Annotated in this window: 25 protein-coding genes and 1 pseudogene; 10 read left to right on the plus strand and 16 right to left on the minus strand. The window is 71.3% G+C overall.

The window, feature by feature from the left end; translation table 11 throughout:
• A partial coding sequence (locus tag FV229_RS28085) for a DUF4142 domain-containing protein (RefSeq protein ID WP_246688182.1) occupies positions 1 to 583 on the minus strand: 583 nt, incomplete at its 3' end.
• On the opposite strand from FV229_RS28085, the gene FV229_RS13280 reads away from it, so the two are divergent.
• From FV229_RS13280 to nudC, 5 genes are all read left to right on the plus strand, one after another.
• Positions 573 to 1,667, plus strand: coding sequence for an acyltransferase (locus tag FV229_RS13280; RefSeq protein ID WP_246688183.1), 1,095 nt, complete (start codon positions 573 to 575; stop codon positions 1,665 to 1,667). The genes FV229_RS28085 and FV229_RS13280 overlap by 11 nt on opposite strands.
• 84 nt (positions 1,668 to 1,751) lie before the next feature.
• Entirely contained in the window at positions 1,752 to 2,615 is an 864-nt protein-coding gene (locus tag FV229_RS13285) for a universal stress protein (RefSeq protein WP_147752441.1), read from the plus strand.
• Positions 2,616 to 2,631: 16 nt separating this feature from the next.
• On the plus strand, positions 2,632 to 3,354 hold the full coding sequence (locus tag FV229_RS13295; protein ID WP_187275140.1) for a hypothetical protein: 723 nt from the start codon (positions 2,632 to 2,634) through the stop codon (positions 3,352 to 3,354).
• Positions 3,355 to 3,462: 108 nt separating this feature from the next.
• Positions 3,463 to 3,876 carry an HIT domain-containing protein gene (locus tag FV229_RS13300; protein WP_147752462.1) on the plus strand — a complete coding sequence of 138 codons (414 nt, stop codon included), beginning with the start codon at positions 3,463 to 3,465 and terminating at the stop codon, positions 3,874 to 3,876.
• 7 nt (positions 3,877 to 3,883) lie between these two features.
• Positions 3,884 to 4,795 carry an NAD(+) diphosphatase gene (nudC, locus tag FV229_RS13305; RefSeq protein ID WP_147752442.1) on the plus strand — a complete coding sequence of 304 codons (912 nt, stop codon included), beginning with the start codon at positions 3,884 to 3,886 and terminating at the stop codon, positions 4,793 to 4,795.
• An 83-nt stretch (positions 4,796 to 4,878) separates the two neighbouring features.
• Here the strand turns inward: nudC and FV229_RS13310 are convergent, their stop codons facing one another.
• Together FV229_RS13310 and modC are read right to left on the minus strand one after the other, a co-directional pair.
• Entirely contained in the window at positions 4,879 to 6,621 is a 1,743-nt protein-coding gene (locus FV229_RS13310; protein WP_147752443.1) for a GGDEF and EAL domain-containing protein, read from the minus strand.
• A 369-nt stretch (positions 6,622 to 6,990) separates the two neighbouring features.
• Entirely contained in the window at positions 6,991 to 8,091 is a 1,101-nt protein-coding gene (modC, locus tag FV229_RS13315) for a molybdenum ABC transporter ATP-binding protein (protein ID WP_147752444.1), read from the minus strand.
• A gap of 62 nt (positions 8,092 to 8,153) precedes the next feature.
• On the opposite strand from modC, the gene FV229_RS13320 reads away from it, so the two are divergent.
• Positions 8,154 to 8,810 carry a glutathione S-transferase gene (locus FV229_RS13320; protein ID WP_147752445.1) on the plus strand — a complete coding sequence of 219 codons (657 nt, stop codon included), beginning with the start codon at positions 8,154 to 8,156 and terminating at the stop codon, positions 8,808 to 8,810.
• Between the two features lie 26 nt (positions 8,811 to 8,836).
• Here FV229_RS13320 and modB read toward each other — a convergent pair whose 3' ends face one another.
• Together modB and FV229_RS13330 are read right to left on the minus strand one after the other, a co-directional pair.
• Positions 8,837 to 9,529 (minus strand): molybdate ABC transporter permease subunit, encoded by a 693-nt coding sequence (gene modB, locus FV229_RS13325; protein ID WP_147752446.1) that lies wholly within the window; start codon positions 9,527 to 9,529, stop codon positions 8,837 to 8,839.
• Between the two features lie 90 nt (positions 9,530 to 9,619).
• Complete coding sequence (locus tag FV229_RS13330) at positions 9,620 to 9,826, minus strand: hypothetical protein (protein WP_147752447.1); 207 nt, start codon at positions 9,824 to 9,826, stop codon at positions 9,620 to 9,622.
• 202 nt (positions 9,827 to 10,028) lie between these two features.
• On the opposite strand from FV229_RS13330, the gene FV229_RS13335 reads away from it, so the two are divergent.
• The 3 genes from FV229_RS13335 (at position 10,029) to FV229_RS13345 (ending at position 15,117) form a co-directional block, all read left to right on the plus strand.
• On the plus strand, positions 10,029 to 10,964 hold the full coding sequence (locus FV229_RS13335; protein WP_147752448.1) for a 50S ribosomal protein L11 methyltransferase: 936 nt from the start codon (positions 10,029 to 10,031) through the stop codon (positions 10,962 to 10,964).
• Positions 10,965 to 11,031: 67 nt separating this feature from the next.
• A complete protein-coding gene (locus FV229_RS13340; RefSeq protein ID WP_147752449.1) occupies positions 11,032 to 12,837 on the plus strand; it encodes an aminopeptidase P family protein in 1,806 nt (601 codons plus the stop codon).
• Between the two features lie 120 nt (positions 12,838 to 12,957).
• Positions 12,958 to 15,117, plus strand: a complete 2,160-nt coding sequence (locus FV229_RS13345) for a protein-disulfide reductase DsbD domain-containing protein (RefSeq protein ID WP_147752450.1) — start codon at positions 12,958 to 12,960, stop codon at positions 15,115 to 15,117.
• Here FV229_RS13345 and phoB read toward each other — a convergent pair.
• From phoB to pstS, 6 genes are all read right to left on the minus strand, one after another.
• The gene (gene phoB, locus FV229_RS13350; protein WP_147752451.1) at positions 15,114 to 15,815 is read right to left on the minus strand and encodes a phosphate regulon transcriptional regulator PhoB; all 702 of its coding nucleotides are present in this window, start codon (positions 15,813 to 15,815) and stop codon (positions 15,114 to 15,116) included. The genes FV229_RS13345 and phoB overlap by 4 nt on opposite strands.
• Positions 15,816 to 15,877: 62 nt before the next feature.
• A complete protein-coding gene (gene phoU, locus FV229_RS13355) occupies positions 15,878 to 16,591 on the minus strand; it encodes a phosphate signaling complex protein PhoU (protein ID WP_147752452.1) in 714 nt (237 codons plus the stop codon).
• Between the two features lie 31 nt (positions 16,592 to 16,622).
• Entirely contained in the window at positions 16,623 to 17,441 is an 819-nt protein-coding gene (gene pstB, locus FV229_RS13360) for a phosphate ABC transporter ATP-binding protein PstB (RefSeq protein ID WP_147752453.1), read from the minus strand.
• Positions 17,442 to 17,491: 50 nt separating this feature from the next.
• Positions 17,492 to 18,382, minus strand: coding sequence for a phosphate ABC transporter permease PstA (gene pstA / locus FV229_RS13365; RefSeq protein WP_147752454.1), 891 nt, complete (start codon positions 18,380 to 18,382; stop codon positions 17,492 to 17,494).
• Positions 18,383 to 18,393: 11 nt separating this feature from the next.
• Positions 18,394 to 19,374 (minus strand): phosphate ABC transporter permease subunit PstC, encoded by a 981-nt coding sequence (gene pstC, locus FV229_RS13370; protein WP_147752455.1) that lies wholly within the window; start codon positions 19,372 to 19,374, stop codon positions 18,394 to 18,396.
• Positions 19,375 to 19,564: 190 nt separating this feature from the next.
• Positions 19,565 to 20,605 carry a phosphate ABC transporter substrate-binding protein PstS gene (pstS, locus tag FV229_RS13375; protein WP_147752463.1) on the minus strand — a complete coding sequence of 347 codons (1,041 nt, stop codon included), beginning with the start codon at positions 20,603 to 20,605 and terminating at the stop codon, positions 19,565 to 19,567.
• A 312-nt stretch (positions 20,606 to 20,917) separates the two neighbouring features.
• Here pstS and FV229_RS13380 point away from each other — a divergent pair, with 312 nt between their 5' ends.
• The gene (locus tag FV229_RS13380) at positions 20,918 to 21,175 is read left to right on the plus strand and encodes a hypothetical protein (protein ID WP_147752456.1); all 258 of its coding nucleotides are present in this window, start codon (positions 20,918 to 20,920) and stop codon (positions 21,173 to 21,175) included.
• A gap of 90 nt (positions 21,176 to 21,265) precedes the next feature.
• On the opposite strand, the gene FV229_RS13385 is transcribed toward FV229_RS13380, so the two are convergent.
• The 5 genes and pseudogenes from FV229_RS13385 to FV229_RS13405 form a co-directional block, all read right to left on the minus strand.
• A complete protein-coding gene (locus FV229_RS13385; protein ID WP_147752457.1) occupies positions 21,266 to 21,478 on the minus strand; it encodes a hypothetical protein in 213 nt (70 codons plus the stop codon).
• A gap of 133 nt (positions 21,479 to 21,611) precedes the next feature.
• The gene (gene recN, locus FV229_RS13390) at positions 21,612 to 23,285 is read right to left on the minus strand and encodes a DNA repair protein RecN (protein WP_147752458.1); all 1,674 of its coding nucleotides are present in this window, start codon (positions 23,283 to 23,285) and stop codon (positions 21,612 to 21,614) included.
• 179 nt (positions 23,286 to 23,464) lie between these two features.
• Positions 23,465 to 24,343, minus strand: coding sequence for an outer membrane protein assembly factor BamD (locus FV229_RS13395; RefSeq protein WP_147752459.1), 879 nt, complete (start codon positions 24,341 to 24,343; stop codon positions 23,465 to 23,467).
• A gap of 250 nt (positions 24,344 to 24,593) precedes the next feature.
• Positions 24,594 to 25,541 (minus strand): UDP-3-O-acyl-N-acetylglucosamine deacetylase, encoded by a 948-nt coding sequence (gene lpxC / locus FV229_RS13400; protein WP_147752460.1) that lies wholly within the window; start codon positions 25,539 to 25,541, stop codon positions 24,594 to 24,596.
• A 488-nt stretch (positions 25,542 to 26,029) separates the two neighbouring features.
• Positions 26,030 to 26,407 (minus strand): annotated as a pseudogene (locus FV229_RS13405) (cell division protein FtsZ); the annotation flags it as partial.

Here is a 26,407-nt window from a genome sequence, read left to right on the forward strand (position 1 = left end):
CCGCGCCGGTCGCGGCGCCGACGGCACCACCGGCCACCGCCAGCGGCGCGCCGATCAGGCCGTCGACCGGACCGCCCACGACACCGCCCTGCGCGGCGACGTAGTTGCGGTCACCGCCGACGAGGGCGACGTTGGCCGAGCGGTGGTCGCGGATCGCTTCCTGGGCGTAGGTGCGGATCTGCGGGTTGCGCGACTTGGACAGCGCGATCTGGCTCGACTGGATCTCGAAGGCGTTCGCCTGGAGCGCCTGCAGGCGGAAATCGCTCAAGCCCTGGGCCATGGCGGGGGTCGAGACGGCGACGGCGAGGGCGGACAGGACTGCGTACTTCTTCAGCATTGAAAACCTCTGGTCACGAATGGTGAGCGTGCAAGCCGTCATCGTTGCATCGCCCGGACCGGAATCAACCGATGCGGACGGCGGCAGCACTTCACTGGACCAACGATGACGATCGCCCATGGTTCCTCTGGTCTTGGCTGACCTTGCCGGGGCGGCGGCGCCGACCTGCGCGCTTGATCGCCCTCGCGACAGCGGCCATGCCTGCGCCGTCCCGTCCGCCGCGAGGCCGCCGCTTGTGAAGCTCATCGCGATCCAGATCCTGCGCGCGGCGGCGGCCCTGCTCGTGGTGATGCACCATGCGCAATCCGAGGCGGCCGCGCTGGCGCAGCGGACCGGCCAGGCCTTCGCGCCGAGCGCGCTGCTGCCCTGGGCCGGCGGCGTCGACGTGTTCTTCGTGATCTCTGGCTTCATCATCGTCCACGCGGCCGCTCCCCACGCCGCCGGGCCGCACGGCCGGCGACGCTTCCTCGCCCACCGGATCGCGCGGGTGGTGCCGCTCTACTGGCTGGTCACCGCCCTCTACCTCGCGGTCGGGATGGCGGCGCCGGCCGCCCTCAGCGGCGCCGGCGGACCGCTCGACGCCGGCTCGGTCGTCGCCGCGTTCCTGTTCTGGCCGGCCGCGCGGGCGGACGGCGCGGTGCAGCCGGTCTACGGCCTCGGCTGGACGCTGAACTGCGAGATGGCTTTCTACGCACTCTTCGCGGTCGGGCTCGGCTGGGGCCGACGGCCGCGTGTGGCGTGGCTCGTGGCGGCGCTCGCAGGAATCGTTCTGGCGGGGGCATGGCTGCGGCCCGCTTCGGTGCCGCTCGCCTTCTGGTCGAATCCGGTGATGCTGGAATTCGCCTTCGGCGCCCTGATCGCGCTGGCCCGCGGCGAGGGGTTGAGGCTTGGGCAGCCGGCGCGGGCGGCGCTCGCGCTCCTCGGGCTCGGCCTGCTCTGGCGCGCCGCGCAAGGAAGCGCAGACCTCGACGGATTCTGGCGCCCGCTCGCCCTCGGCATCCCGGCGGCCTGCCTGGTCGCCGCCGCCGCGCTCGGCCATGCGCGGGCGGAAGGCGGGCGGCGATCGTCGATCGTGTCGGCGCTCGCCGCTTTGGGCGACGCCTCCTACGCGCTGTACCTCGTCCACCCCTTCGCCCTGCGCGCCTTGCGCGAGGTCTTGGTGCGCGCGAACCTCGCGGCCCTGCTCGACCCCTGGGCCGCGCTCGCCCTGATGCTGGCGGCCAGCGTCGCGGCGGCGCTCCTCGTCCACGCCTTCGTCGAGCGCCCGATGACGCGGCTGGCCCGCGCGCGCCTCGATCCGGCGCCCGATCCGAGTCCGAAAACCGTGTGAGCGCCGGGGGACGGCGAGTTTCCCGCCGCCGCGATCCGCATTAGCGTCGCCCCAACGATGGCGAACCCCAAGCGAGGCGACGCGATGAAGACCCTTCTGGTGCCGATCGCGCTCCACGACGCCCTGCCCTCGGTGCTGGAGACGACGCGCCTCGTGGCGCAGCGCTTCGGCAGCCTGATCGAGGGCGTGTCCCTGCGGCCGGCACTCGCCGAGTACGTGCCCGTCGATCTGGTCGGCGGCATGACCTGGCTGCGCGACGAGGAGGCCGACCGGGCCGAGGCCGAGGAGGCCGGCGGGCGCTTCGTCGCCTTCATGGATGCGGCCGGCATCCCGCGCCACGCCCGCGACGGCCTGTGCGTTCCCGAGAACGTCGCCGGCGCCGGCGCCCGCTACCGCTGGCGCCAGGACGTGCCCGCGGGCGACGCCTTCCTCGGGCAATACGCGCGCCTGTTCTCGGCCACCGTCGTCGGCCGCCCGGGCGCCGCCGACGGCACGCCGCGCATGACCACCTTGGAGACGGCCCTGTTCGAGGGCGGCCGCCCGATCCTGGTGGCGCCGCCGACCCCGCCGACGCGGTTCGGCGACGCCATCGTCGTCGCCTGGAACGGCTCGACCGAGACCGCGCGGGCGGTCGCCTTCGCGATGCCGCTGCTGCGGGCGGCCTCCCGCGTGCTGGTGCTCAGCGTCGAGGGCGGCACGGTGCCGGGCCCGAGCGCGGAGGACCTTGCCCGCTCGCTCGCCTGCGAGGGCGTGGCGGCCGAGCACAGGGCGCTCCCCGCCGGGCGCCGGACGCCGGGCGAGACTTTCCTCGCCGAGGCCAAGGCCTTCGGCTCCGACCTGCTGATCAAGGGCGCCTACACCCAGAGCCGCTTGCGGCAGATGATCTTCGGCGGGCCGACGAGCCACCTCCTCGCCCACGCCGACCTGCCGATGCTGATGGCGCACTGAGCGGCGTCGCGGCGTCATGGCCGGAACCTCGGCCGTACGCCCGGCGTTCGCGCCTAGCCGGGCCGTGCCGGTCGATCGAGGGCTGACCACAGTGATCCGAGCTTGTCTGATCGCGCTCGCGCTGAGCGCGACCTCCGTCGCGGCGCAGGCCCAGGCCCCGCAGGCCCAGGCCCCGCAGGCCCCGACCTCCGCCCCGCAACCGAAGGAATCGGTCGCCCGCTACCACGGCACCGTCGAGGCCCGCGACGCCGAGTCGGTGCGGATCCGGCGCCCGGACGGCGAGACGGTCACCGTGCTGATGAACGTCAAGACGCGCCTGTTCATCGCCACCGCCGGGCGGCTGCGCGACATCAAGCCGGAGAGCTACGTCAGCATCGTGTCGGTGCCCGGCCCCGACGGGAAGCCGAAGCCGATCAAGGTCGCGATCTACTCGCCGTCGGAGCGCGGCTTCGAAGCCGGCACCAAGCCCTGGGACGCCGCCCCCGACGCGCGGCTCACCGCGGGCTGGATCGGCGGGCTCTCGCTCGATGCGCCGCGCGAGGTCGAGCTGGTCTACGAGGGCGGCAGCAAGACCTTCACCATCCCGCCCGGCACGCCGACGGCGCAGATCGCGCCGGGCGAGAAGGCCCTGCTGGTCCCCGGGGCCGACGTGGTCGTGCTCGCCCGCAAGGATGCCGAGGGCGTCGTCAACGCCGACCTCGTCGCCGTCGGCCGGTCGGGGACCGAGCCGACCTTGTGACATCCCGCACGACGCGACGGCGGCCGCCCTCCCAGACCGGCGACCTCTGATCGCAGGCCAGCGATGAAGGCATGGCGCCGGGCGGGTCGCCCGCGCTACATCGCCCGCATGACCGACTTCACCCTCGATCCCCGGCTCGCCGCCGACACCGTGCCGGTCGGCGACCTCGGCCTCTGCTCCGTCCTGCTGATGGACGACGCACGCTTCCCGTGGCTGATCCTGGTGCCGCGCCGGCCCGGGCTGAGCGAACTCACCGACCTCGCCGCCGACGACGCGGCCGCACTTTGGCGCGAGGTGCACCTCGCCACGGGCGTGATGCAGGCGCTGGCCAAGCCCGACAAGGTCAACGTCGCGACGCTGGGCAACGTGGTGGCGCAGCTCCACGTCCACGTTGTTGGGCGCTTCCTGTCCGATCCGGCCTGGCCCGGCCCGGTCTGGGGCTTCGAGACGCGCAAGCCCTATCCGCATCACGCCCGCGCGCAGCTCGCCGAGCGCGCCGGCGCCCAGTTCGCAGCAGCCTGAGGTGGCGATGCCCGATCCGTTCGCGACGCTCGGCTTCACGCAGAGCCGGCTCGTCCGCCATTCCTCGGAGCAACCGGAGGACGCGGTGCCGGCCTCCGACACACCGGACACCGGCCTCGTGCTGATGGCCGGCGACGCGCTCGTGCTGCGCGGCGGCAGCGCGATCCTCTGTGCCGAGGACGGCGCGCGGGCGAACCCGCTGATCACCCAGGAGCGGATCTTCCTCGGGCACGTCGAGGGGCGACCGATCTTCGCCGCGGTCGCGGCTCCCGAGGCGGCCGAGGCCTATGCCGACGACACCTTCCGGACGCTGGACCTGCGCACCGTCGCCACCGAGGGCGCGGTGCCGCAGCAGGAGCTCGGCCTGCTCGCCACCGCCAAGTCGATGCTCGGCTGGCACGGGCGCAATCGCTTCTGCGCCAATTGCGGCACGCAGACCCTGTTCCGCGCAGGCGGCTTCCGGCGGGAATGCCCGACCTGCGCCGCCCACCACTTTCCGCGCACCGACCCGGTGGTGATCATGCTGATCCGTCGCGGCGAACGCTGCCTGCTCGGGCGCGGTCCGCACTTCAAGGAGGGGATGTACTCGTGCCTCGCCGGCTTCCTCGAGCCGGGCGAGACGATCGAGGCCGCGGTCGCGCGCGAGTCCTACGAGGAGACGCGGGTGCGGGTGTCCTCGGTCGCCTACCACACCTCGCAGCCCTGGCCGTTCCCGTCCTCGCTGATGATCGGCTGCACGGCGGAGGCCCTCGACGAGACCATCGTCACCGACCCCACCGAACTCGCCGACGCCCGCTGGTTCGACCGCGCCGAGGTGCTGGCGATGCTGGAGCGCCGCCACCCGGACGACCTGTTCGCCCCGCCGCCGATGGCGATCGCCCACGTGTTGATGCGCGCCTTCGTCGACGGGCGGGCGTGAGGGTCGAAACCCGTCGTTCGCCACCGACTGCAAACGCCCGGAAGCCGTGAACGCCGAGCAGCTTGCCGGTTTCCCCCCGTCAATCAGCTCGCGATCTTCTGGCGGGGACCGGAACCCTGGAGGAGATCCTCGAACTGCGCCGCCGGCAGCGCCTTTGCGTACAGGAATCCCTGACCCTGCCTGCAGCCCATTTCGAGCAGCCGCGCCTCCTGGTCCGCGGTCTCGATCCCTTCCGCGATGATGTGCAACCCGATGTCGTTCCCGATCTGGATGATGGAGCGCACGATCGCCGCATCGTGCTGATCGGTCATCAGGTCCCGGACGAATCCCCGATCGATCTTGAGGCGCGTCAGCGGGAAACGCTTGAGCGAACTCAACGAGGCGTAGCCGGTCCCGAAATCGTCGAACGAGATGCCGACTCCGCGACGATGCAGGTCGCGAAACGGGCGAAGGACAGGTTCGTCGACCTTCAGGAAGATCGTTTCGGTGATTTCCAGCTCCAGCATCTCCGGGCTCAACCGGTGCCGCTGGAGCGCGTCGGCGACGTCCGAGGTCAGCGTCCCCGACCGGACCTGGGCGGTGAACAGGTTGTCGCCCATTTTCCGGATCGGGAGCCCGGCGTCGCGCCAGGCCGCCGCCTGCCGACAGGCTTCGTCGAGGATCCAGCGTCCGACCTCGAGGGCCAGGGGGTGCTCCTCGAGCTGCGGCAGGAAGGCGCCCGGATACAGCAACCCGCGTTCGGGATGCCGCCACCGCAGGAGGGCCTCGGCCCCGTTGATGCACCGGTTCTCGAGCGCCACCTGCGGTTGGTAGTGGAGCACGAACTCGCCGGCCGCGACCGCCCTGCGCAACTCCGACTGCATCGCCAGCCGCGAAAGCAGCGCGCTCCGCATCTCGGGCTGAAACAAGCGGAAGACACGCTTGCCGTCCTGCTTTGCGCGAAACAGCGCCAAGTCCGCGTTGCCGACGAGTTCGCCCGCCGACAGGCCCTGCGTCGGGCTGATGGCCCCTCCGACGCTGACGCCCAGATGGAAGGTATGACCTAAGACGCAGAACGGTGCCGCGAAGGCTTCGAGAAGCGCGGCGGCACCGGCTGCGACCTTCAGTGGATCGGTGGCGCCCGGCAGCATCACGGCGAACTCGTCGCCGCCGAACCTCGCGAGGATCGCATCCGCACCGAGCCAGGCCGGCAGACGGATGGCGAGGGTTTGGAGGACGGCGTCGCCGGTGCCGTGCCCGCAACTGTCGTTCACCTCCTTGAACCCGTCGAGGTCGAGCATGAGGACGCACGTGGCCTGACCGGCGACGAGCCGCGCGTCGAGCGTCTCTTCGAAGGAGGCGCGGTTGGGCAACCCGGTGAGCGTGTCGTGATGCGCGAGCCTGACCAGATGCGCGTCGCGGGCGCGCCATTCCGAGATGTCGCGCATGATCGCCCCGAAGCCGAGGCCGAAGCGGTCTCTCCAGATCGACAACGTGAATTCGGCCGGAAACTCGCTGCCGTCGCAACGTCTCGCCGTGACCTCGATCGTTCGGCCGGCCATCCGGGAGGGCTCGTTACGGACCATGCGGGCCAAACCTGCCGCGTGGCTGGCGCGAAACCGTTCGGGAACGACGACATCGATGTTTTGGCCGAGCATCGCGCCGGGTCCGTATCCGAAGAGCGCCTCGGCCGCATCGTTCACGAAGGTGATACGACCGCTGCTGTCGTTGGTGATGAAAGCATAGGTGGCGGCCTGTACGAGTCCCAAAGCGCCCGCCACTCTGGTGTCTGAAGAGGCCGGGCCTTGAAGACCGAATGCTTGTTCGCTCGCGTCGATGCCGATCATCACTTCAGCTCAATGGAATCCACGCATTGCGAAGAAGCAACATGTCACGGTAATCAAATCGAATTAAACATTTGTTACAGTCATTTCGACTGATCGGGTTCACTAAATATGACTTTTATCCTATAAAGATGTCGGCTCAGGTGCGGAAACTGGGCCGAAAACACGTGAACTGACATTCCGTGAACGCTCGCTTCCAACCGAACGAAGCGATTTCTGCGGCTGCGTCGGGTCGAGGACGAACGACATCGCGGGTTGATCCTCCGCCACGAGAGCCTGTTCCGCGATCTTCGGATCATGGAAGGCGATCGAACCCGCCGTGCAGCCGTATGACCTTCGCGCGAGCCGGCGTCCGTCTCGCGCGAAAGTGCCTCAGATCTCGATCGCCCGGCGCCCGCCCATCCCTGCGGGATCGAGGGCGACGCTCTTGATCACCGCGTGGACGGGGCGGCCGACCGCGAGGTCGAGGTCTCGGACGGCGGCGCCGGTGAGGCGGGCGGCGAGCACCGCGCCGCCGCAGGCGATCTCCACCATCACCGCGTGCCCGTCCGGGATCAGCGCGGCGACCCGGCCGGACAGCACGTTGCGGGCACTGAGGCCGATCGGCACCGCGGTGGCGACCAGCACGTCGCGGGCCGGCACCCGCACCCGCAACGCGCTGCCGACGGCTCGCGGCAGCAGCGGCACGAGCAGCCGCCCGGCCGCGCCTTCGAGCCGGGTCAGGCCGGGTTCCGGGTCGTGCCCGGCAACGGTCATGTCGAGGAGCGCGCCGGCCTCGGCCTCGTGGACCGGGACGAGGTCGGCCCGGCGCAGGATCGCCTCGGCCGGGCCGCACGCGGCGACGCGGCCGGCCTCCAGCACCACCACGGTGTTGGCGAGCCGGGCCACCTCGCCGACCGCGTGGCTGACGTAGACGATCGGGATGCCGGCCTCGTCGCGCAGCCGCTCGATGTAGGGGAGGATCTCGCCCTTGCGCGCCTCGTCCAGCGCCGCCAGCGGCTCGTCCATCAGCAGCAGGCGGGGCTTGGCCAGCAACGCACGGCCGATGGCGACGCGCTGGCGCTCGCCGCCGGAGAGGCCCGCCGGCCGCCGGTCGAGCAGGTGGCCGACGCCGAGCATGTCGACCACCGCGTCGTGCTCGGCCCGGTCCGCCCTCTGGCCGGAGAAGAGCCGACCGTAGCCGAGGTTGCCCCGCACGCTGAGGTGCGGGAACAGGCGCGCGTCCTGGAACACCAGCCCGATCCGGCGCCGATGCACCGGCAGGGCGATGCGCCGCTCCGTGTCGACCAACGTCTCGCCGGCGACGACGATGCGGCCGCGATCGGGGCGGCTCAGCCCGGCAATCAGGTCGATCAGCGTGGTCTTGCCCGAGCCCGAGCGGCCGAACAGGGCGGTGAGCCCGGCCCCGGCCTCGAAGGCGGCGTCCAGCGTGAACGCGCCCCGGCGCAGGGCGACGGCGACGGCGATCGTCATGCCGGCCGGCTCCTTCGCGGCGTCCCCGCGTTGTGCGACGACACCCTCACGGAAGGCCGCGCATGATCACCGTTCACCACCTGGAGAACAGCCGCTCGCAACGGGTGCTCTGGCTGCTCGAGGAGCTCGGCCTGGACTACGACGTGAAGCGCTACGCCCGCGACCGCGAGACCATGCTGGCGCCGCAGGAACTCAGGGCGATCCACCCACTCGGCAAGTCGCCGGTGATCACCGACGGCGACGTGACGGTGGCGGAATCCGGCGCCATCGTCGAATACCTCACCGCCCGCTGCGGCGGCGCCCTGGTGCCTGCCCCCGGCACGGAAGAGCATCGCCGCTACACCTACTGGCTCCACTACGCCGAAGGCTCGGCGATGCCGCCGCTCCTGCTGAAGCTGGTCTTCTCGCGCCTCGCGCCGGGCAGCCCGGCGCTGGTGCGCCCCCTGGTGCGGGGGATCGCCAAGGCGGTCACGGCCAAGTTCGTCGACCCGGAGCTGCGCCACCACGCCGCCTACTGGGAGGGCGCGCTGGCCGACCGACCGTGGTTTGGCGGCGACGCCTTCACCGCCGCCGACATCCAGATGAGCTTCCCGCTCGAAGCCTTCGCCGCGCGCGGCACCGGCGCCGGCGCGCGCCTGACCGACTGGCTCGCCCGCATCCACGCCCGCCCGGCCTACCGGCGCGCGCTGGAGCGCGGCGGGCCGTATGCCTATGCGTGAGTCGGGGTGGGATCGCAGCATCCCCGTCACCCCGCCCCCAATTGCCGCCCGATGCGGCGGGCCAGAAGTTCGGACAGCAGCAGGGCGGCCATCGACAGGGCGACCGAGATCAGCGTGAGGCGCAGCGCCCCGGCCTCGCCGCCGGGCACCTGCGTCAGCGTGTAGATCGCCGCCGGCAGGGTCTGGGTCTCGCCTGGGATGTTCGAGACGAAGGTGATGGTGGCGCCGAACTCGCCCATCGCCTTGGCGAAGGCGAGCACCGCGCCGGCGAGGATGCCGGGCAGGCTGAGCGGCAGGGTCACCGTGAGGAACACCGCCAGCGGCCGGGCGCCGAGCGTCGCGGCCGCCTGTTCGAGGCGGGCGTCCACCGCCTCGATCGACAGGCGCATCGCCCGCACCATCAGGGGAAAGCCCATGACCGCGCAGGCGAGCGCCGCCCCGGTCCAGCGGAACGCGAACACGATCCCCACCTCGGCGAGCCACCCGCCGACGAGCCCGCGCCGGCCGAGCGCCAGGAGCAGCAGGTAGCCGGTGACGACGGGGGGCAGGATCAGCGGCAGGTGGACCAGCCCGTCGAGCAGGGCGCGCCCGGGAAACCGCCGCCGGGCGAGAAGCCACGCCACGGCGATCCCCGGCAGCAGGCTCGCGAGCGTCGCGACGGCGGCCACCTTCAGGCTCAGCGCCACGGCGGTCCACTCGTCGGGCGTCAGGTCGAGCAAGGATGGGTCGTCCGGTCCGGGAGGCGCCGCGGACCGTCGCGGCCGCTCGATAAGCAGCCTTGGACGGGGGATGCGCGGCGCGCAAGCGGCTCAGGCGCCGGTCTCGTCCTTCGTGCCGGGCTTCGCCTCCTCGGCGCGGTGCAGGCGGCTCAGCAGCACGAGGAGCCGGCCCGGCAGCGGCGTCTCGAGGGCCTCGGCCCCGAGCAGGGCGTCGCGCGGCCGGGCCGGCTGGCGCCGGCGCCGGGCGAGGCCGTTGAGGACGACCGGCCGGGCAACGGAAGGTCTCGACTTGGTCACGCGGACGCACCCTCGATGAACGAACGACTCGGATGACAATGCGGAGTGGCGACGTGGTGGCCTGACCGAAACCGTTGCACGCCGAAGCCGGTTCCGGGGGTCGATATGATGAACGCGTGAACAATCTGCCGCATTCCCAGGCGGTTTTGCCGCGGTTCGATCCGCTTGTGGCGGCTCCGATCCGAGGGTGGTAGAGGCGGCCATGCTCGAAGGCCTGCACCCGAACCGCCCGACCCACGTCCTGCAGCTGATGACCGACGAGCGGTCGGCGCGCACGATGACCGACCTGCTGGGCGAGATGTTCGACCCGACGGAGACGGCGGTGGCCGCCTTCGAGTCCGAGGACGGGGTGACGTGGCGGCTCGAGGCCTACTTCGCCGACGCGCCGGACGAAGATTACATCCGCGACCTGATCCGCCCCGTGGTCGGCGCGAAGGCGGACGCCGCCGAGTTCCGCACCGTCGACCAGAAGGACTGGGTCCGCGCCTCGCTCGAAGGCCTCGTGCCCGTGCGCGCCGGACGCTTCCGAATCCACGGCTCGCACGACCGCGACACCGTGCGGCCGAACGAGCTCGCCATCGAGATCGAGGCGGCGTTGGCCTTCGGCACCGGCCACCACGGCACGACGCTCGGCTGCCTCAAGGCCCTGGTGGACGTGCTCAAGCGTGGCCGCCCCGGCCGGGTGCTCGACGTCGGCACCGGCACCGGCATCCTCGCTTTCGCCGCCGCCAAGGCCCTGCGCCGCCCGGTGATCGCCGGCGACCTCGACGGCGAGGCGGTGCGCACCGCCCGCGCCAACGCCCGCGCCAACGGGCTCGGGCCCTACCTCAAGCTCTACGAGGGCCCGGGGGTGCGCAACGCCATGGCGGCGCGGACGCGCCACTTCGACGTCGTCTTCGCCAACATCCTCGCCCGCCCCCTGCGCGGCCTGGCGCCGACGCTCTCGGCGGTGGTGGCCGAGGGCGGCGTGCTGGTGCTCTCGGGGCTGATCGAGCGCGACGTGGCCGGCGTGCTCTCGGCCTACCGCCACCAGGGCTTCCACCTCGCCTCGCGGGGGACGATCGAGGGCTGGGTCGCCCTGGTGCTGCGCCGCGGCGGGGCGGCGCAGCGGCCGCTGGCCGGGTCCGCCCGGCGCTGAGCCCAATCCGAGGCGGACGGCCCGCGTTCGGTTGCCCGCGGGGTGCCGCCGGCGATACCCTGGGCGCATGACCCGCACCCGATTCCAGACCTTCGACGACCCGAGCCACCGCAAGGGGCCTGAGCGCGTCGCCGCCCTCCGCGCCGCCTTGCGCGAGGCTGGAATCGACGGCTTCGTCGTGCCCCGCGCCGACGAGCACCAATCCGAATACGTCCCGGCCAACGCCGAGCGGCTCGCCTGGCTCACCGGCTTCACCGGCTCGGCCGGCACCGCCGTGATCCTGGCCGATTCCGCAGCACTCATGGTCGACGGGCGCTACACCATCCAGGCACCGGAACAGGTCGACCCGGGCGTCGTCACGGTCGTTCCCCTCGCCGAGAGCACCGCCGAGGCCTGGATCGGCCGGACCCTGCGGCGCGGCGCAGTGCTCGGCTACGACCCGTGGCTGCACACCCCCGACGGGGTCGCCCGCCTCGAGCGTGCCGCCGCCAAGGCCGGCGCCTCGGTGAAGGCGCTGTCGGAGAACCCGGTGGACGCGGTCTGGGCCGGCCGCCCGAAGCCGCCCTCGGGCCGCGTGATCGCGCATCCGCTCGACTTCGCGGGCGAAACCGCGAGCGACAAGATCGCGCGCATCCGCGTGGAGCTGGAGGCCGGCCAGTGCGACGCGCTGGTGATCTCCGATCCGCACAACCTCGCCTGGGCGTTCAACCTGCGCGGCGGCGACGTCGGGCACACGCCGCTGGCGCTCGGCTACGCCATCCTGCCGCGCGAGGGCCGGCCGCGGCTGTTCCTGGTGTCGCACGACGTGACGGAGGAGGCGCTGGCGGCGCTCGCCCCGGTCGCCGACATCGCCTCGCGGGACGACTTCGAGCCGGCGCTCGGCGAGCTCGCCGGCAAGCGCGTGCGCCTCGACGCCGCCACCGGCGCCGCCGCCCTGAAGGAGCGCGTCGCGACGGTGGGCGGCACCCCCGATTTCGGCCCGGACCCGATCACCGCGATGAAGGCGGTAAAGAACGCCGCCGAGATCGCCGGCGCCCGCGCCGCGCACCGGCGCGACGGGGCGAGCGTGGTGCGTTTCCTCGCCTGGCTCGACGGGCAGAGCCACGTCACCGAGGTCGCCGCGGTGGAGGCGCTGGAGGACTTTCGTGCGGACGGCGGCGACCTGCGCGACGTCTCGTTCCCGACGATCTCCGGCTCCGGGCCGAACGGCGCGATCGTGCATTACCGCGTCACCCGCGCCACCGACCGGCGGGCGGAGCCGGGCGAGCTGTTCCTGATCGATTCCGGCGCGCAATACCCCGACGGCACCACCGACATCACCCGCACGGTCGCGGTGGGCGCGCCGAGCGCGGAGATGCGTGATCGCTACACCCGCGTGCTGCGGGGCCACGTCGCCATTAGCCGCGCGGTCTTCCCCAAGGGCACAACAGGCGCGCAGATCGACACCCTGGCGCGCCTGCCGTTGTGGGAGGCCGGCCTCGATTTCGACCACGGCACCGGCCACGGCGTCGGCGCCTTCCTCTCGGTGCACGAGGGCCCGCAGCGCATCGCCAAGACCGGAACAGTCGCCCTGGAGGCGGGGATGATCCTCTCCAACGAGCCGGGCTACTACCGCGCCGGGGGCTACGGCATCCGCATCGAGAACCTCGTCCTCGTCGAGCCCCGCGAGGTGCCCGGCGGCGAACGCCCGGTGCTCGGCTTCGAGACCCTGACGCTGGCCCCCTACGACCGCCGCCTGATCGTGCCGGAGATGCTGAGCCCGGCCGAGCGCGCCTGGATCGACGCCTACCACGCCCACGTCCGCGACGTGCTCGAACCGGACCTCGACCCGGAGACGCGAGCCTGGCTGGAGCGGGCGACGGCGGCACTCTGAACCCAGGATCGATCCTCCGCGCGGCACCCGGACGCGCCGTCGCGATTTTACCCTCCGCCTGTTCGCGCCTATGACGAGAGCAGCGTGAAACCGTCGTGGACGGTCGCGCGAAGGGACCGCATGCTGCGTCTTCTCGCTCTCCTCCTATCGCTGCTCGCCGGGCCGGTCGCGGCCCAGGGCTTCAAGCCGCCGGCCGACCTCGTGCGGGCGAGCCTCGTGGCGGAGCCTGCGGCGGTGGCCGGCGCCACGCCGTTCACCGTGGCCATCCGCATGGCGATGAAGCCGGGCTGGCACGTCTACTGGCGCAACCCCGGCGATTCGGGCCTGCCGCCGGAGGTGACCTGGACGCTGCCGGCCGGCTTCTCGGCCTCGGCGATCCAGTGGCCGGCACCGCACCGCATCCCGATCGCGACGCTGATGAACTTCGGCTACGAGGGCGAGGCGATCCTGCTCGTGCGGGTGACGCCGCCGCCGAGCCTCGACCCGGCAGCCCCCGTGACGCTTGCGGGCAAGCTCACCTATCTCGTGTGCGAGAAGGAATGCATCCCCGGCTCGGCCGACCTCGCCCTGACCCTGCCGGTCGCCCGCGAGGCCGCGGCCGATCCGGCCAACGCCGCGCTGTTCGTGCGTGCCCGCGCCGCCCTGCCCAAGGCCTCGCCGTGGCCGGTGCGGCTGTCGAGCCAGGGCGACCGCCTCGCCCTGGACCTCGACGCGCCGGGCCTCGCCGCGGACAGGCTCCGCGCGGTGGCGTTCTTTCCCTATTCCGAGACGGCGATCGAGAACGCCGCGCCGCAGCCCTTCACCGTGGACGCGGCCGGCCTCCACCTGACGCTGACCCGCGCGACGCCCACCGACGCCGCGCCCGAGAGCCTGCCCGGCGTGCTGGCGATCGAGGAGGAGACCGGCGACGGTCTCGTCCGCCAGGCCTTCGCGCTGGGCGACGAGGCGCCGCTCGCGGCCGGCAGCGCGATGCCGAGCGTGGCGCCGGCGATCCCGCGCACCGAGCCGGCCGAGACCCTGACGCTCTGGACCGCGGCCGGCCTCGCGCTGCTGGGCGGCCTGATCCTCAACCTGATGCCCTGCGTCTTCCCGGTTCTGTCGATCAAGGTGCTCAGCTTGGTGAAGCATTCCGGCGAGGCGCCGGGGCGGGTCCGCCTGCACGGGCTCGCCTACACGGCGGGCGTGCTGGCGGCGTTCCTGGTGCTGGCCTCGCTGCTGATCGCGCTGAAGGCCGGGGGAGCCGGGATCGGCTGGGGCTTCCAGCTGCAATCGCCCACCGTGGTGGCCGCCCTGGCCTACCTGCTCTTCGCCATGGGCCTGAGCCTGTCGGGCATGCTCCACCTCGGCGGGCGGCTCGCCGGCCTCGGCGACGGGCTGACCCGGCGGGCCGGGCTCGAAGGCTCGTTCTTCACCGGCGTGCTCGCGACCGTGGTGGCGACGCCCTGCACCGCCCCCTTCATGGGCTCGGCGGTGGGCTTCGCGCTGACGCAGTCGACGGCCGCCGGCCTCGTGGTGTTCGCGAGCCTCGGCCTCGGCCTCGCCCTGCCCTTCCTGGCGTTGACCCTGTGGCCGGCGGCGCTCCGCGCCCTGCCCCGCCCGGGCGCCTGGATGGACGTGCTGAAGCAGGCGCTGGCCTTCCCGATCTACGCCACGGTCGCTTGGCTGGTCTGGGTGCTGGCCCAGCAGGTCGGGCCGCAGGGCCTGCTCGCCGCGCTGCTCGGACTGGTGCTGCTCGGCTTCTCCGCCTGGGCGTGGGAACTCGGCCGCGACGCGCGCCCGGTGCGGGCGCAGCTCGCCCGCGGCCTCGCGGTGCTCGCCGTCGTCGGCGTGGCGGCGCTCGCCCTCACCCTCGACCGCGACCGGATCGCGCCGGGCGCCCAGGCCAGGGCCGAGGGCGTCGAGCCGTTCACGCAGGCGCGCCTCGACGCGCTGCTGGCCGGCGGCCGGCCGGTCTTCGTCAACATGACCGCGGCGTGGTGCATCACCTGCCAGGTCAACGAGCGCACCTCGCTCGGGACGGCGGCGGTCGGCGCGGCGATGCGCGCCCGCGACGTCACCTACCTCAAGGGCGACTGGACCAACCAGAATCCGGAGATCACCCGCCTGCTCGAGCGACACGGCCGCAGCGGCGTGCCGCTCTACCTGCTCTACGCAGGGCCAGGCGAGCCGACGGTGCTGCCGCAGATCCTCACCGAGGGCACGGTGCTGAGCGCGCTGGACGCCGTGACGGCGACGGGCCGCAGCGCGGGGCTCGCGGGCGCGGGAACGAAGGTGCCCTAATCCTCGCCCGAAAACGTCTCGTCGAAGGCGTAGCCCGAACCGCGGACGGTGCGGATCGGGTCGGTCTCGCCGGTGCGGTTCAGGGCCTTGCGCAGGCGGCCGACATGCACGTCGACGGTGCGTTCGTCGATGTAGACGTCGTGGCCCCAGACGCCGTCGAGGAGCTGCTCGCGGGAATAGACCCGGCCGGGGCTCTGCATCAGGAATTCGAGCAGCTTGAACTCGGTCGGCCCGAGGTGGATCTCGCTGCCCGCCCGGCGCAGGCGGTGGCTGTCGCGGTCGAGCTCGATGTCGCCGGCCTCCAGGAGGTTCGCGACATGGGTCGGCTTGGCCCGGCGCAGCAGCGCGCGGACCCGGGCCAGGAGCTCCGGCACGGAGAACGGTTTGACGATGTAGTCGTCGGCCCCGGTCCCGAGGCCGCGGATGCGGTCGCCCTCCTCGCCGCGCGCCGTCAGCATGATGACCGGCAGGGACGCCGTCTCGCGCCGCGCCCGCACCCGGCGGCACAGCTCGATCCCCGAGAGGCCGGGCAGCATCCAGTCGAGCAGGATCAGGTCCGGCACCTGCTCCTGCAGGCGCAGCTCGGCCTCGTCGCCGCGGGCTGCGGAATCGACCTCGAAGCCCTCGGCTTCGAGGTTGTAGCGCAGGAGGGTGGTGAGCGCCTCCTCGTCCTCGACGATCAGGATCCGCGTACGCATGCAGGGCACTCCCGGGCGGGCCGCCCGACTTCCTTGGCCGCCGTGAGACGCCGACAGGCGTCTCAGGCGCCGGGCGTCACCGTCGCGTAGTTCGACGCGTCGTTCTTCGGGCGGTCGCCGGCGAGGTTCTCGCCGGTGGCGAGATAATGGATCGTCTCGGCGATGTTGGTGGTGTGGTCGCCGATGCGCTCGACGTTCTTGGCGCAGAACAGCAGGTGCGTGCAGAACGAGATGTTGCGCGGATCTTCCATCATGTACGTCAACAACTCGCGGAACAGCGAGTTGTAGAGCGCGTCGATCTCGCCGTCCCGCTCCCAGACGTTGTGCGCCGCCGAGACGTCGCGGCTGGCATAGGCGTCGAGCACGTCCTTGAGCTGCTCCTGCACCAGGTCGCTCATGTGCTGCACGCCGAGCACGATCTTCTGCGCCTGGGCCTGGTCGCTGATCGCGACGACGCGCTTGGCGATGTTCTTGGCGAGGTCGCCGATGCGCTCGAGGTCGCCCGAGACGCGGATCGCCGAGATCGTCTCGCGCAGGTCGATCGCCATCGGCTGGCGCCGGGCGATGAGCAGCACCGAGCGCTCCTCGATCTCGCGCTGGAGGGTGTCGAGGCGCTTGTCGGCGAGGATCACCGCCTGGGCGAGCTGGGTGTCGCGGCGAACGAGGGCGTCGGTCGCCTCGGTCATCATCTTCTCGGCGACGCCGCCCATCTCGGAGATCGAGCGGCGCAGGTCCTCGAGGTCGGTGTCGTAGGACGTGACGATGTGGCCGGGCATGGGCTTGGTCCTCGATCGATCCGTATGCGGCTCAGCCGAAGCGGCCGGTGATGTAGTCCTGGGTCTGACGCACGGTCGGGTTCATGAAGATGCGGTTGGTCGGACCGACCTCGATGACTTCGCCGAGATACATGAAGGCGGTGAACTGCGAGATGCGCGCGGCCTGCTGCATGTTGTGGGTCACGATGACGATCGTGAACTCGCTGCGCAGCTGCTCGATCAGCTCCTCGATGCGCCCGGTCGAGATCGGGTCGAGGGCCGAGGTCGGCTCGTCGAACAGGATCACCTCGGGGCTCTGGGCCACCGTGCGGGCGATGCACAGGCGCTGCTGCTGGCCGCCGGAGAGGCCCATGCCGGACTGCTTGAGCTTGTCCTTCACCTCGTCCCACAGGGCGGCCTTGCGCAGGGCCGACTCGACGCGGCCGTCGAGCTCGGATTTCGGCAGCTTCTCGTAGAGGCGCAGGCCGAAGGCGACGTTGTCGTAGATCGACATCGGGAACGGCGTCGGCTTCTGGAACACCATGCCGATGCGCGAGCGCAGCTCGTTCAGGTCGACGTTGGCGTCGAGCACGTTCTGGCCGTCGAGCAGCACCTGACCCTCGGCGCGCTGCTCCGGGTAGAGGCTGTAGATCCGGTTGAAGGTGCGCAGAAGGGTCGACTTCCCGCAGCCGGACGGGCCGATCAGGGCGGTGACCTGGCGGTCGTGGAAGTCGAGGTTGATGTTCTTCAGGCTGTGGAACTGCCCGTAATAGAAGTTCAGCTCCCTGGCGGCGATGCGGATGGGCGCGTGCTCGTCGGCCGGGTTCCGGCCGTCGAACTGGGAAGCGCTGATCGCGGGGGCGGCGTTCATCGTCGTGTTCCTCGTGGGTGCCGGCGGCGGGTTCAGGGTCCCCATGGACATCAGCGCGCGGTCTGCGGCTTGATGACGAAGCGGGCGACGACCGAGAGCAGCAGGATCGTCATGGTGATCAGGAGCGCGCCGGCCCAGGCGAGCTGCTGCCAGTTCGGATAGGGCGAGAGCGCGAACTGGTAGATCATCACCGGCAGGTTCGCGACGCCGCCCATCAGGTCGCGGCTGAACCAAGAGTTGTTGTTGAGCGCCGTGAACAGCAGCGGCGCGGTCTCGCCGGCGATGCGGGCGAGCGCCAGGATGATGCCGGTAACGATGCCGGCCGACGCCGCCCGCCACGTCACGCTGCGGATCACCGTCGACATCGGGGCGCCGAGCGCGACGCCGGCCTCGCGCAGCGTCCCGGGGACGAGGCGCAACATGTCCTCGGTGGTGCGCACGATCACCGGCGTCGCGATGATCGCCAGCGCCACGCCGCCGGCCCAGCCCGAATAGCTCCCCATCGGCCGCACCATCAGGGTGTAGACGAACAGGCCGATCAGGATCGAGGGCGCGGAGAGCAGGATGTCGTTGAGGAAGCGGATCACCTCGGCGAGCTTCGAGCCGCGGCCGTACTCGGCGAGGTAGGTGCCGGCCATCAGGCCGATCGGCGTGGCGACGAGGATGCCGATGCCGGTGAGCACCAGGCTGCCGAGGATGGCGTTGGCGATGCCGCCGCCTTCCGAGCCCGGGCCGGGCGTCGGCTGGGTGAACAGCAGCGGCGAGAACCCGCGCGCGCCCTCGATGATCAGCATCAGGAGGATCGAGCCGAGGACGACAGCGCCGAGCACGGTGGCAAGGAGGCAGGCGAGGCGCAGGGTGCGGTCGGCGACCCGGCGGCTGCCGCGGATGCGGGTCGGCTTGAGGGCCGGCGCGGGACGGATCGTGTTGTTGGCGTCCACGACGGGCTCCCTCAGGCGACCTTGACGCGGCGCGTCAGGAAGCGGGCGATGATCAGGACGACGAAGGTGATCGCGAACAGGATGCAGCCCAAAGCCATCAGCGAGTTCAGCTGCAGGCCGTCGGCCTCGTTGAACTCGTTGGCGATCCGCGAAGCGATGGTCGAGCCGGGGTCGAACACCGAGGCCGAGAGCCGGTTGGCGTTGCCGACCACGAAGGTCACCGCCATGGTCTCGCCGAGGGCGCGGCCGAGGCCGAGCATGATCGCGCCGATGATGGAGACGGAGGCCTGCGGCAGCAGGACGTGGCGGACCACCTCCCAGGTGGTGCAGCCGATGCCGTAGGCGCTCTCGCGCAGGATCGTCGGGATCTGGTCGAGCATGTCGCGGGCGATCGAGGCCACGAACGGCACGATCATGATCGCCAGGATGATGCCGGCGGTGAGCACGCCGACGCCCGAGGGCACGCGGGCGTAGAGCAGCGTCCCGACGATCGGCAGGCTCTCGACGACGTTCGAGACCGGCATCTGCACGAAGCGGGCGAAGAATGGGGCGAAGATGAACAGGCCCCACATGCCGTAGATGATGCTCGGCACCGCGGCGAGCAGCTCGATCGTCATGCCGACGGGCTTGCGCGCCCAGCCGGGGCAGAGCTGCGTCAGGTAGATCGCGATGCCGAGCGAGATCGGCACGCCGATCACCAGGGCCAGCAGCGCCGAGGCGAGGGTTCCGGTGACGGCGACGAGGGCGCCGTACTGCTCCGTGCCGATGTTCCAGGCGCTGGAGGTGAGGAAGCCGAAGCCGAACTCGCGGAAGGCGGGCCAGCCGCCGTAGAGGATCGACCCGAGGATGCCGGCGAGCACCACCAGCACCAGCAGGGCCGAACCGTAGGAGGCGGCGCGGAACAGGGCGTCGAGGCCCTTGCTCGGCCCCTTTCGCGAGCGCGTGCTCGTGCCGGAGCGCGTCAGGGCGATCTGTTCGGTCAAGGCGGTCATCCGCGGTTCTTTTCACCGTCTGGGGTGGTAGCGCGCCGTGCGGCCGGGCGCGAGGGCGAGACCGGATGCGAGTGAGACCGGATGGGAGTGAGACCGGATGGGAGGAAGCCGGTCCGCTCGGGGGTCGGGGGGCCCCCCCGACGAGTCGACGATCGAGGCGCGCGGTGGAGTCCGCCCCGCGCCGTCGGCCTCACATGCCGAGGACGGGCTTCCCGTCCTTGCCCTTCACCTGCTTCCACTCCTCGTGGATCAGGCCGACGACGGCGTCCGGCAGCGGAACGTAGTCGAGGTCGGAGGCGAGCTTGTCGCCGTTCTTGTAGGCCCAGTCGAAGAACTTCAGCACGTCGGCGGACTTCGCCGGGTCGGCGGCCTCCTTGTGGACGAGGATGAAGGTCGCGGCCGTGATCGGCCACGCATCCTCGCCCGCCTGGTCGGTGAGCGTGATGCCGAAGCCGGGCTGGCTCTTCCAGTCGGCGCTGGCGGCGGCGGCCTGGAACGCCTTGTCGTCCGGCTGCGGGAACTTGCCGGCCTTGTTGCGGATCAGCGCGTAGCTGAGCTTGTTCTGCTTGGCGTAGGCCGACTCGACGTAGCCGATGGCGTTCGGGACCTGCTTGACGGTGGCGGTGACGCCCTCGTTGCCCTTGCCGCCCTGGCCGGCGGGCCAGCTCACGGTGGTGGCGGCGCCGAACTCCTTCTTCCAGCCCTCCGAGACCTGGCTGAGGTAGGTGGTGAAGATGTTCGTCGTGCCCGACGCGTCCGAGCGGTAGACCGGGGTGATGTTGGCGTCGGGCAGCTTCAGCCCGTCGTTCAGCGCGGCGATCTTCGGGTCGGACCACTTGGTGATCTTGTTGGCGTAGATGTCGGCGATCACGTCGCCGGTGAGCTTGAGCTTGCCCGGCTCGATGCCGGGGATGTTCACGACGGCGACGACACCGCCCATCACGGTCGGGAACTGGACGAGGCCGTCCTTCTCCAGGGCCGGACCTTTCAGCGGCGCGTCGGTGGCGCCGAAGTCGACCGTCTTGGCCTGGATCTGCTTGATGCCGCCGCCCGAGCCGATCGACTGGTAGTTCAGGCCGGTGCCGGTGTCCTTGCGGTAGGCTTCCGCCCACTTGGAATAGACCGGGAACGGGAAGGTCGCACCGGCGCCGGTGATGTCGGCGGCGAGCGCCGGGAAGGCGAGCTGGGCCGTCGCGAGGCCGAGGGCGAGCGCGTAGGTGAAGGGTTTCACATCGATCTCCGTCATCCGTCGAGCGCGTCCGAGGGGCGCGGATCCGCAGGTGCGGAATCGCGCCGGCCGTCCGGCAGTCCGGCGGCCGCAGCCGCCTGGCTCGACACCGCCGCGGTTAGGACACGCAGATGACAGCCGCATGACATGGGCGGCTTCGGCGCCGCGGCGACCGGGATCGCCGCGAAATCAGCTTGGGATCTGTTCGGGATCGCTTGGCGATGGCACGCTTTGCCGGGTTCGCGCGTTCTCCGTTCGATCCGGGCTCGGTCGTCGGCATTCCGCCGCGGCTCGCCCGGTCGGAAAGACGTTCCCGTGCCCCACGATTCGCCTGCGGCGCCGACGCGTGCGCCGCGTCCCGACGACGGCGCCTTCCAGGCCCTCCACGCCGAGCGCGAGGCCTTGGAGCGCGACTTGGCCCTGGCGAAGGCGCGGCAGAACTTCAGCACCGAGCCCGGCGAGGCCGAGCGCGCCCGAGCCGACGAGGCTTCGATGCTGATGAGCCTGGACCGCTTGCTGACGCGCATCCGCGCCGCCGAGTATCAGCGGCGCCCGGGCGCCAAGCGCTGGTAGATGGCTTGAGGCGTCCTTACGGCTCGCTGCGATGAGCCAGAAAGGTTGCGTCGGATCGCCTTGCGGCCCGGACTTTGCCCCCTGCCCGCTTCAGGCGCTGCGGCGCAGGTCGCGTTCTTTCTGGCGCAGGCGCAGCAGCAGGTCGACCTGGGAGTCCGGAATCGGCTGCTTGTCGACGCTGCCCTCATAGACGGTGCGTAGGGTCTGCCCGAGATGATGGGTGTCGACGCTGGCAGCGCCGCGATGCGACGCGAGGCCCTCGCGCGACGGGAGGACTTCGAACTTGGCTGCGGCCTGATGCATGGTCCCCCCCGAAGTAGGACGTTGCCGGCGTACGCGAATCGCTGTCGCCACCGGATCGCATCAGTGTCGGTCCCGATGGTTAAGAAGGTGTTAACCTTAACCGACGGTTTGCGGGGATCGTCGGAGCGTCCCCCTAGACGGCCGCGCCTTCGAGCAGGCGGGCCGCCGCGGCGCGGGCCTCGTCGGTGACGGTGGCACCCGCGAGCATGCGGGCGATCTCCTCGCGCCGCGCGGCGACGGGGAGCGAGGCGACGCGGGTGGCGACGCGGCCGGCGCCCTTCACCGCATCCTTGGCGATGAGGAAGTGCGTGACGGCGCGCGCCGCGACCTGGGGCGCGTGGGTCACCGCCACGACCTGCACGTCCCGCGACAGGCGCGAGAGCCGCGCGCCGATCGCGTCCGCCACCGCGCCGCCGACGCCGGTGTCGATCTCGTCGAAGATCAGCGTCGGCGCCGAACCCTTGTCGGCGAGCACCACCTTCAGGGCGAGCATGAAGCGGGACAGCTCGCCGCCCGAGGCCACCTTCATCATCGGGCCGGCCTTGGTGCCGGGGTTGGTCTGCGCCCAGAACGCGACGCGGTCGATCCCGGCGGGGTCGCGCGATTCGGGATCGGTGACGATCTCGGTGATGAAGCGCGCGCGCTCGAGCTTGAGCGGCGGCAGCTCGGCCTGCACCGCCGCGTCAAGCGCCTTGGCCGCCCGGCGGCGCCCGGCGCTGAGCTTTTCCGAGGCCTTGGCGTAGGCCGATTCGGCCGTGGCCAGCGTCGCCTCGAGACCGGCCAACGCCTCTTCGCCGGCATCGATCGCCGCCACGTCCGCCTCGTAGCGCTCACGCAGGGCCGCGAGGTCGTCCGCGGCGACGTCGTACTTGCGGGAGGCCGCGCGCAGGGCGAACAGGCGCTCCTCGACCCGCTCCAGCTCGCGCGGATCGAACTCGGCCTCGGACACCGCGGCGTCGAGGACGGCGCGGGCTTCGTCGAGGGCGACGAGGGCGGCGTCCAGCGCCGCGACGCAGGGCTCGACCAGCGCCGGCAGCTGCGCGGCGCGGCGCTCGAGCTTGCGGATGGCAGAGGAGAGCTGTGGCACGCTCGAATGCGAGCCGCCGACGGCGGCCAAAGCGTCGTTCAGCTCGCGCGCGACCTTCTCGCTCTGCTGCATCACCGTGCGGCGCTCGGCCAGCGTCGCCTCCTCGCCTGGCTTCGGATCGAGGGCCGCCAGCTCCTCGACCGCATGGCGTAGGAAGTCGGCTTCGCGGCGAGCGGTCTCGACCCGGGCGCGGTGCTCGGCGAGCGTCGTGCGGGCGGTCTTCACCGTCTTGGCCGCCTTCGCCACCGCGTCGAGCGGGCCGCTCAGGCCTCCGAAGGCGTCGAGGATGGCGCGGTGGGTGGTGACGTCGGCGAGCGCCCGGTCGTCATGCTGGCCATGGATCTCGACCAGGGCCGCGCCGATCGCGCGCAGGACCTGCACGCCGACGGGCTGGTCGTTGACGAAGGCACGGGTGCGCCCGTCGGCCATCTGCGTGCGCCGCAGGATCAGGTCGCCCTCGGTGTCGATCTCGGATTCCGCGGCGATCCGCCGGGCTGGGTGGTCGAGGCCGACGTCGAACACCGCGGTGATGCCGCCCTGCGCCTCGCCGTGGCGCACGAGGGAGCCGTCGCCGCGCCCGCCCAGCGCCAGGCTGAACGCGTCGAGAAGGATCGACTTGCCCGCGCCGGTCTCGCCGGTGAGCACGCTGAGCCCGCTGGCGAAGTTCAGGTCGAGCTTGTCGATCAGGACGATGTCGCGGATCGCGAGCTGCACCAGCATGCCGCGCCTTCGTGCCTCCGGCTCCCCGTCCGTCGATCCGGACGGGTGCCCTAAACTTTACGGGAAATACGAAGCCGTCATGTAGGCCGATGCCGGGCCGATCGCACCCCCGAAATGCGAAACGGGCGGAGCCGAAGCCCCGCCCGCGCTTTCGCGTCCCGTCGTGATGCGCGGGCGGCCTACTGGGCGGCCGCGGTCCGGCCCATCACCGAGGTGTAGATCTTGCTGAGGAACGAGCCCTTCTCCTCGCGCGGCTCGAGGCCGCCGTTCTGCAGGAGGGCGTGCGCGTCCTTGTACCAGGGGCTATCGGGGAAGTTGTGCCCGAGCACGGCGGCCGAGTTCTGCGCCTCGGCGACGATGCCGAGCGCCATGTACGCCTCGGTCAGCCGCTCCAGCGCCTCCTCGGCGTGGCGGGTCGTCTGATACTTGCTGACCACGTCGCGGAAGCGGTTGATCGCGGCGGGGAAGTTGCGGCGCTCGAGGTAGTAGCGCCCGACTTCCATCTCCTTGCCGGCGAGCTGGTCGCGGGTGATCTGGATCTTGGCCTTGGCGTCGGTGGAGTATTCCGAGGTCGGATACTTCTGGACGAGCTCCTGCAGCGCGACGAGCGCCTTCTCGGACCGGTCCTGGTCGCGGGTGACGTCGGGGATCTGCTTGTACTGCGACATCGCCATCAAGTACTGGGCGTAGGCCGCGTCCTTGCTCGCCGGATGCCGCTGCAGGTAGCGCTTCGAGGCGGTGATCGCGTCGTCGTACTTCTGGCCCTCGTAGTTCGCGTAGGCCGTCATCAGCAGCGCGCGGCGCGACCAGTCGGAATAGGCGTACTGCTTGTCGAGGGAATCGAACTTCTTGACCGCGCCCTCGTAGTCGCTGTCCTCGATCTTCGCCAAGCCCTCGCTGTAGAGCTTGTCGGCCGGCGTATCCTGCACGACCTCGGGCTTGTACTTCTCGGCGAACAGGTTGGTCGGGTCGAGGGCGTCGCAACCGCCGAGACCGAGGCCGAAGGCGGTGATGAGCACGGCCGCCGCCGCTCCGCGGGTCCGAAGGGTCACAGGCATTGGCGGTTCTTCCCCCGAACGGGCGCGTCCTCGCTTCGGAGCGCCGTTGAGCCATCATGGGTTCATGTCGGCGCCGGCACTCTACCGGGTCCGGGCGGCCACCGCATCCCGGACTGCCGCGCACTTCACGGACGATTCACCGTGGCGGCAGATTCGGGCATGAAAGCGGCGGTTCCGCGCCCGCGCGGATCGGCGGGCGGCTGTGTCTTGCAGGCCACATCGCCCGGAGGCGGCAGGCCGGAAGGGTCTCTCAGAGGTCGCCGGCGAAGGCGGCGATGCCGAGCCCGGCGCCGAATTCGGCGAGCGCGGTCTCGCGGCGGGTCCCCTGCGCCTCGACGATCGCGTAGTTCGCGCGGTCGGCGAAGAGGGCTTCGAGGATGCCGACGTTCATGCGGTGGCCGCCGCAATAGGAGCGGTAGGCCCCCTGGAGCGGCAGCCCGGCGAGCGCCAGGTCGCCGACGGCGTCGAGGAACTTGTGACGGACGAACTCGTCGGCGAAGCGCAGGCCCTCGGGGTTGACCACGTCGGTCTCGCCGACGGCGACGGTGTTCTCGAGGGACGCGCCGAGGGCGAAGCCCGCCTTCCAGTAGCGCTCAACGTCCTTCATCATGCCGAAGGTGCGGGCGGGCGCGATCTCGCGGCGGTAGGCGGCGGCGGTGAGGTCCATCGCCTTGCGCGAGCGGCCGATCACCGGGCTTTCGAAATCGATCTCGACGTCGAGGCGGAAGCCCCGGTCGATCGGGCGGAGCTCGGCGAAGGCGGCGCCGGCCTCGATGCGGACGTGGCGGAGGACCTTGATCCAGCGGCGGGCGGTACCGGTCTGGGCGATGCCGACGGCGTCGATCGCCTTGACGAAAGGAAGCGCGCTGCCGTCGAGGATCGGCATCTCGGGCCCGTCGATCTCGACGAGCGCGTTGTCGACGCCCAATCCGTAGAAGGCGGACATCAGGTGCTCGATCGTGGCGACCGCCCCGGAATCGACGTCGCCGATCACGGTGCAGAGCTCGGTCGCGGAGACGCAGGCGTGGTGGGCCTTGATGAGTCGGTCGTTGCCGGAGGCCATTCCGGTGCGGAGGAAAGCGATACCGTGGTTCGCGGAAGCCGGGCGCAGCGTGATCGCAACCGGGTTTCCGGAATGGACGCCGATGCCGCTCAGCACGGCCGCGCCCTTGAGTGTTATTTGTTGGTTCGTCCGCATTCCTTAGCCCTCGGCCGCGATCCGGCCACGCCACCGCGCGTATCGCGTTGTGACGACGCCTTCCGATCCGTCCGCTGCTTGAAGCCCCTGCGTGCGGCGTCGGTCCGAAAACCGCGCCGCTATTCATTCGTTCGAGATTTTTATAGCTGCGGCGCACAGCCCGGCCAAATCACGCTTTCTTACGCTGTGTTACAGACACGCTCGCGCCGCGATCTCCGGAATATCGTTCTGGTTCAACGTGTTAAGGAATGGTTAACACGCCTACAACCAAGCGCTCGCGCTGTGTCCTGCGCGCACCACGCCCCCCGCCCGAACGCCGGGACGGGGCCGCGTCGAGCGGTTTTGCGACGAAAATCACCGGCGGCGCCCGGGAAATAGGCCCCTCCATGTTGCAACGCAAAACGCCCCGGCACGGGTGCCGGGGCGGAAATCGCGTCGCGCGATGAAGTCCGCGGGCGTTGGCCCGCGGGGCTTCGGGGATCGCCGGATCAGTTGGCCTGGCGGCGCAGGAAGGCCGGGATCTCGAGCTGGTCGTCGTCCATCATCCGCGGCTGGGGTGCCATGCGGCCCTGCGCGTCGAGGTTGCCCTGCGCCGGGCGGTAGGTCGGGGCGACCGGAGCCTGGACCCGCGGGGCCGGCGGCATCGGAGCCTGGACCTGCGGCTGGGCGCGGGGCGCGGGCGCCGGCTCGGCTTCCTCGCGGCGGCCGCCGAAGCCGACGGTCGCGAGGCGGCGGAGCAGGCTGGTGCGCTTGGTGTCGCCGTGGTTCTCGACATGCTCTCCGCGGCTTGCCGCGATCTGGGTCTGGGCGATCGGCGGCAGCTCGTGGATCTGCGGCATCCGCGGGGCGCGGGCGAGCGGGGCGGC

This window comes from Methylobacterium sp. WL120, from assembly GCF_008039465.1.
GTDB lineage: Bacteria > Pseudomonadota > Alphaproteobacteria > Rhizobiales > Beijerinckiaceae > Methylobacterium > Methylobacterium cerastii.

What these genes read in the sequence shown, in the direction of transcription:
- pstB (WP_147752453.1), bottom strand. Translation starts at nt 17,441, where the DNA reads ATGAACGCCGCCCCCGCGATCAGCGCTTCCCAGTTCGACGGCCGGAAC.
- FV229_RS13285 (WP_147752441.1), top strand. Translation starts at nt 1,752, where the DNA reads ATGAAGACCCTTCTGGTGCCGATCGCGCTCCACGACGCCCTGCCCTCG.
- FV229_RS13320 (WP_147752445.1), top strand. Translation starts at nt 8,154, where the DNA reads ATGATCACCGTTCACCACCTGGAGAACAGCCGCTCGCAACGGGTGCTC.
- FV229_RS13295 (WP_187275140.1), top strand. Translation starts at nt 2,632, where the DNA reads ATGGCCGGAACCTCGGCCGTACGCCCGGCGTTCGCGCCTAGCCGGGCC.
- nudC (WP_147752442.1), top strand. Translation starts at nt 3,884, where the DNA reads ATGCCCGATCCGTTCGCGACGCTCGGCTTCACGCAGAGCCGGCTCGTC.
- recN (WP_147752458.1), bottom strand. Translation starts at nt 23,285, where the DNA reads ATGCTGGTGCAGCTCGCGATCCGCGACATCGTCCTGATCGACAAGCTC.
- phoB (WP_147752451.1), bottom strand. Translation starts at nt 15,815, where the DNA reads ATGCGTACGCGGATCCTGATCGTCGAGGACGAGGAGGCGCTCACCACC.
- FV229_RS13310 (WP_147752443.1), bottom strand. Translation starts at nt 6,621, where the DNA reads ATGATCGGCATCGACGCGAGCGAACAAGCATTCGGTCTTCAAGGCCCG.
- modC (WP_147752444.1), bottom strand. Translation starts at nt 8,091, where the DNA reads ATGACGATCGCCGTCGCCGTCGCCCTGCGCCGGGGCGCGTTCACGCTG.
- FV229_RS13340 (WP_147752449.1), top strand. Translation starts at nt 11,032, where the DNA reads ATGACCCGCACCCGATTCCAGACCTTCGACGACCCGAGCCACCGCAAG.
- FV229_RS13385 (WP_147752457.1), bottom strand. Translation starts at nt 21,478, where the DNA reads ATGCATCAGGCCGCAGCCAAGTTCGAAGTCCTCCCGTCGCGCGAGGGC.
- FV229_RS13345 (WP_147752450.1), top strand. Translation starts at nt 12,958, where the DNA reads ATGCTGCGTCTTCTCGCTCTCCTCCTATCGCTGCTCGCCGGGCCGGTC.
- phoU (WP_147752452.1), bottom strand. Translation starts at nt 16,591, where the DNA reads ATGCCCGGCCACATCGTCACGTCCTACGACACCGACCTCGAGGACCTG.
- lpxC (WP_147752460.1), bottom strand. Translation starts at nt 25,541, where the DNA reads ATGCGGACGAACCAACAAATAACACTCAAGGGCGCGGCCGTGCTGAGC.
- pstC (WP_147752455.1), bottom strand. Translation starts at nt 19,374, where the DNA reads ATGACCGCCTTGACCGAACAGATCGCCCTGACGCGCTCCGGCACGAGC.
- FV229_RS13395 (WP_147752459.1), bottom strand. Translation starts at nt 24,343, where the DNA reads ATGCCTGTGACCCTTCGGACCCGCGGAGCGGCGGCGGCCGTGCTCATC.
- FV229_RS13335 (WP_147752448.1), top strand. Translation starts at nt 10,029, where the DNA reads ATGCTCGAAGGCCTGCACCCGAACCGCCCGACCCACGTCCTGCAGCTG.
- FV229_RS13300 (WP_147752462.1), top strand. Translation starts at nt 3,463, where the DNA reads ATGACCGACTTCACCCTCGATCCCCGGCTCGCCGCCGACACCGTGCCG.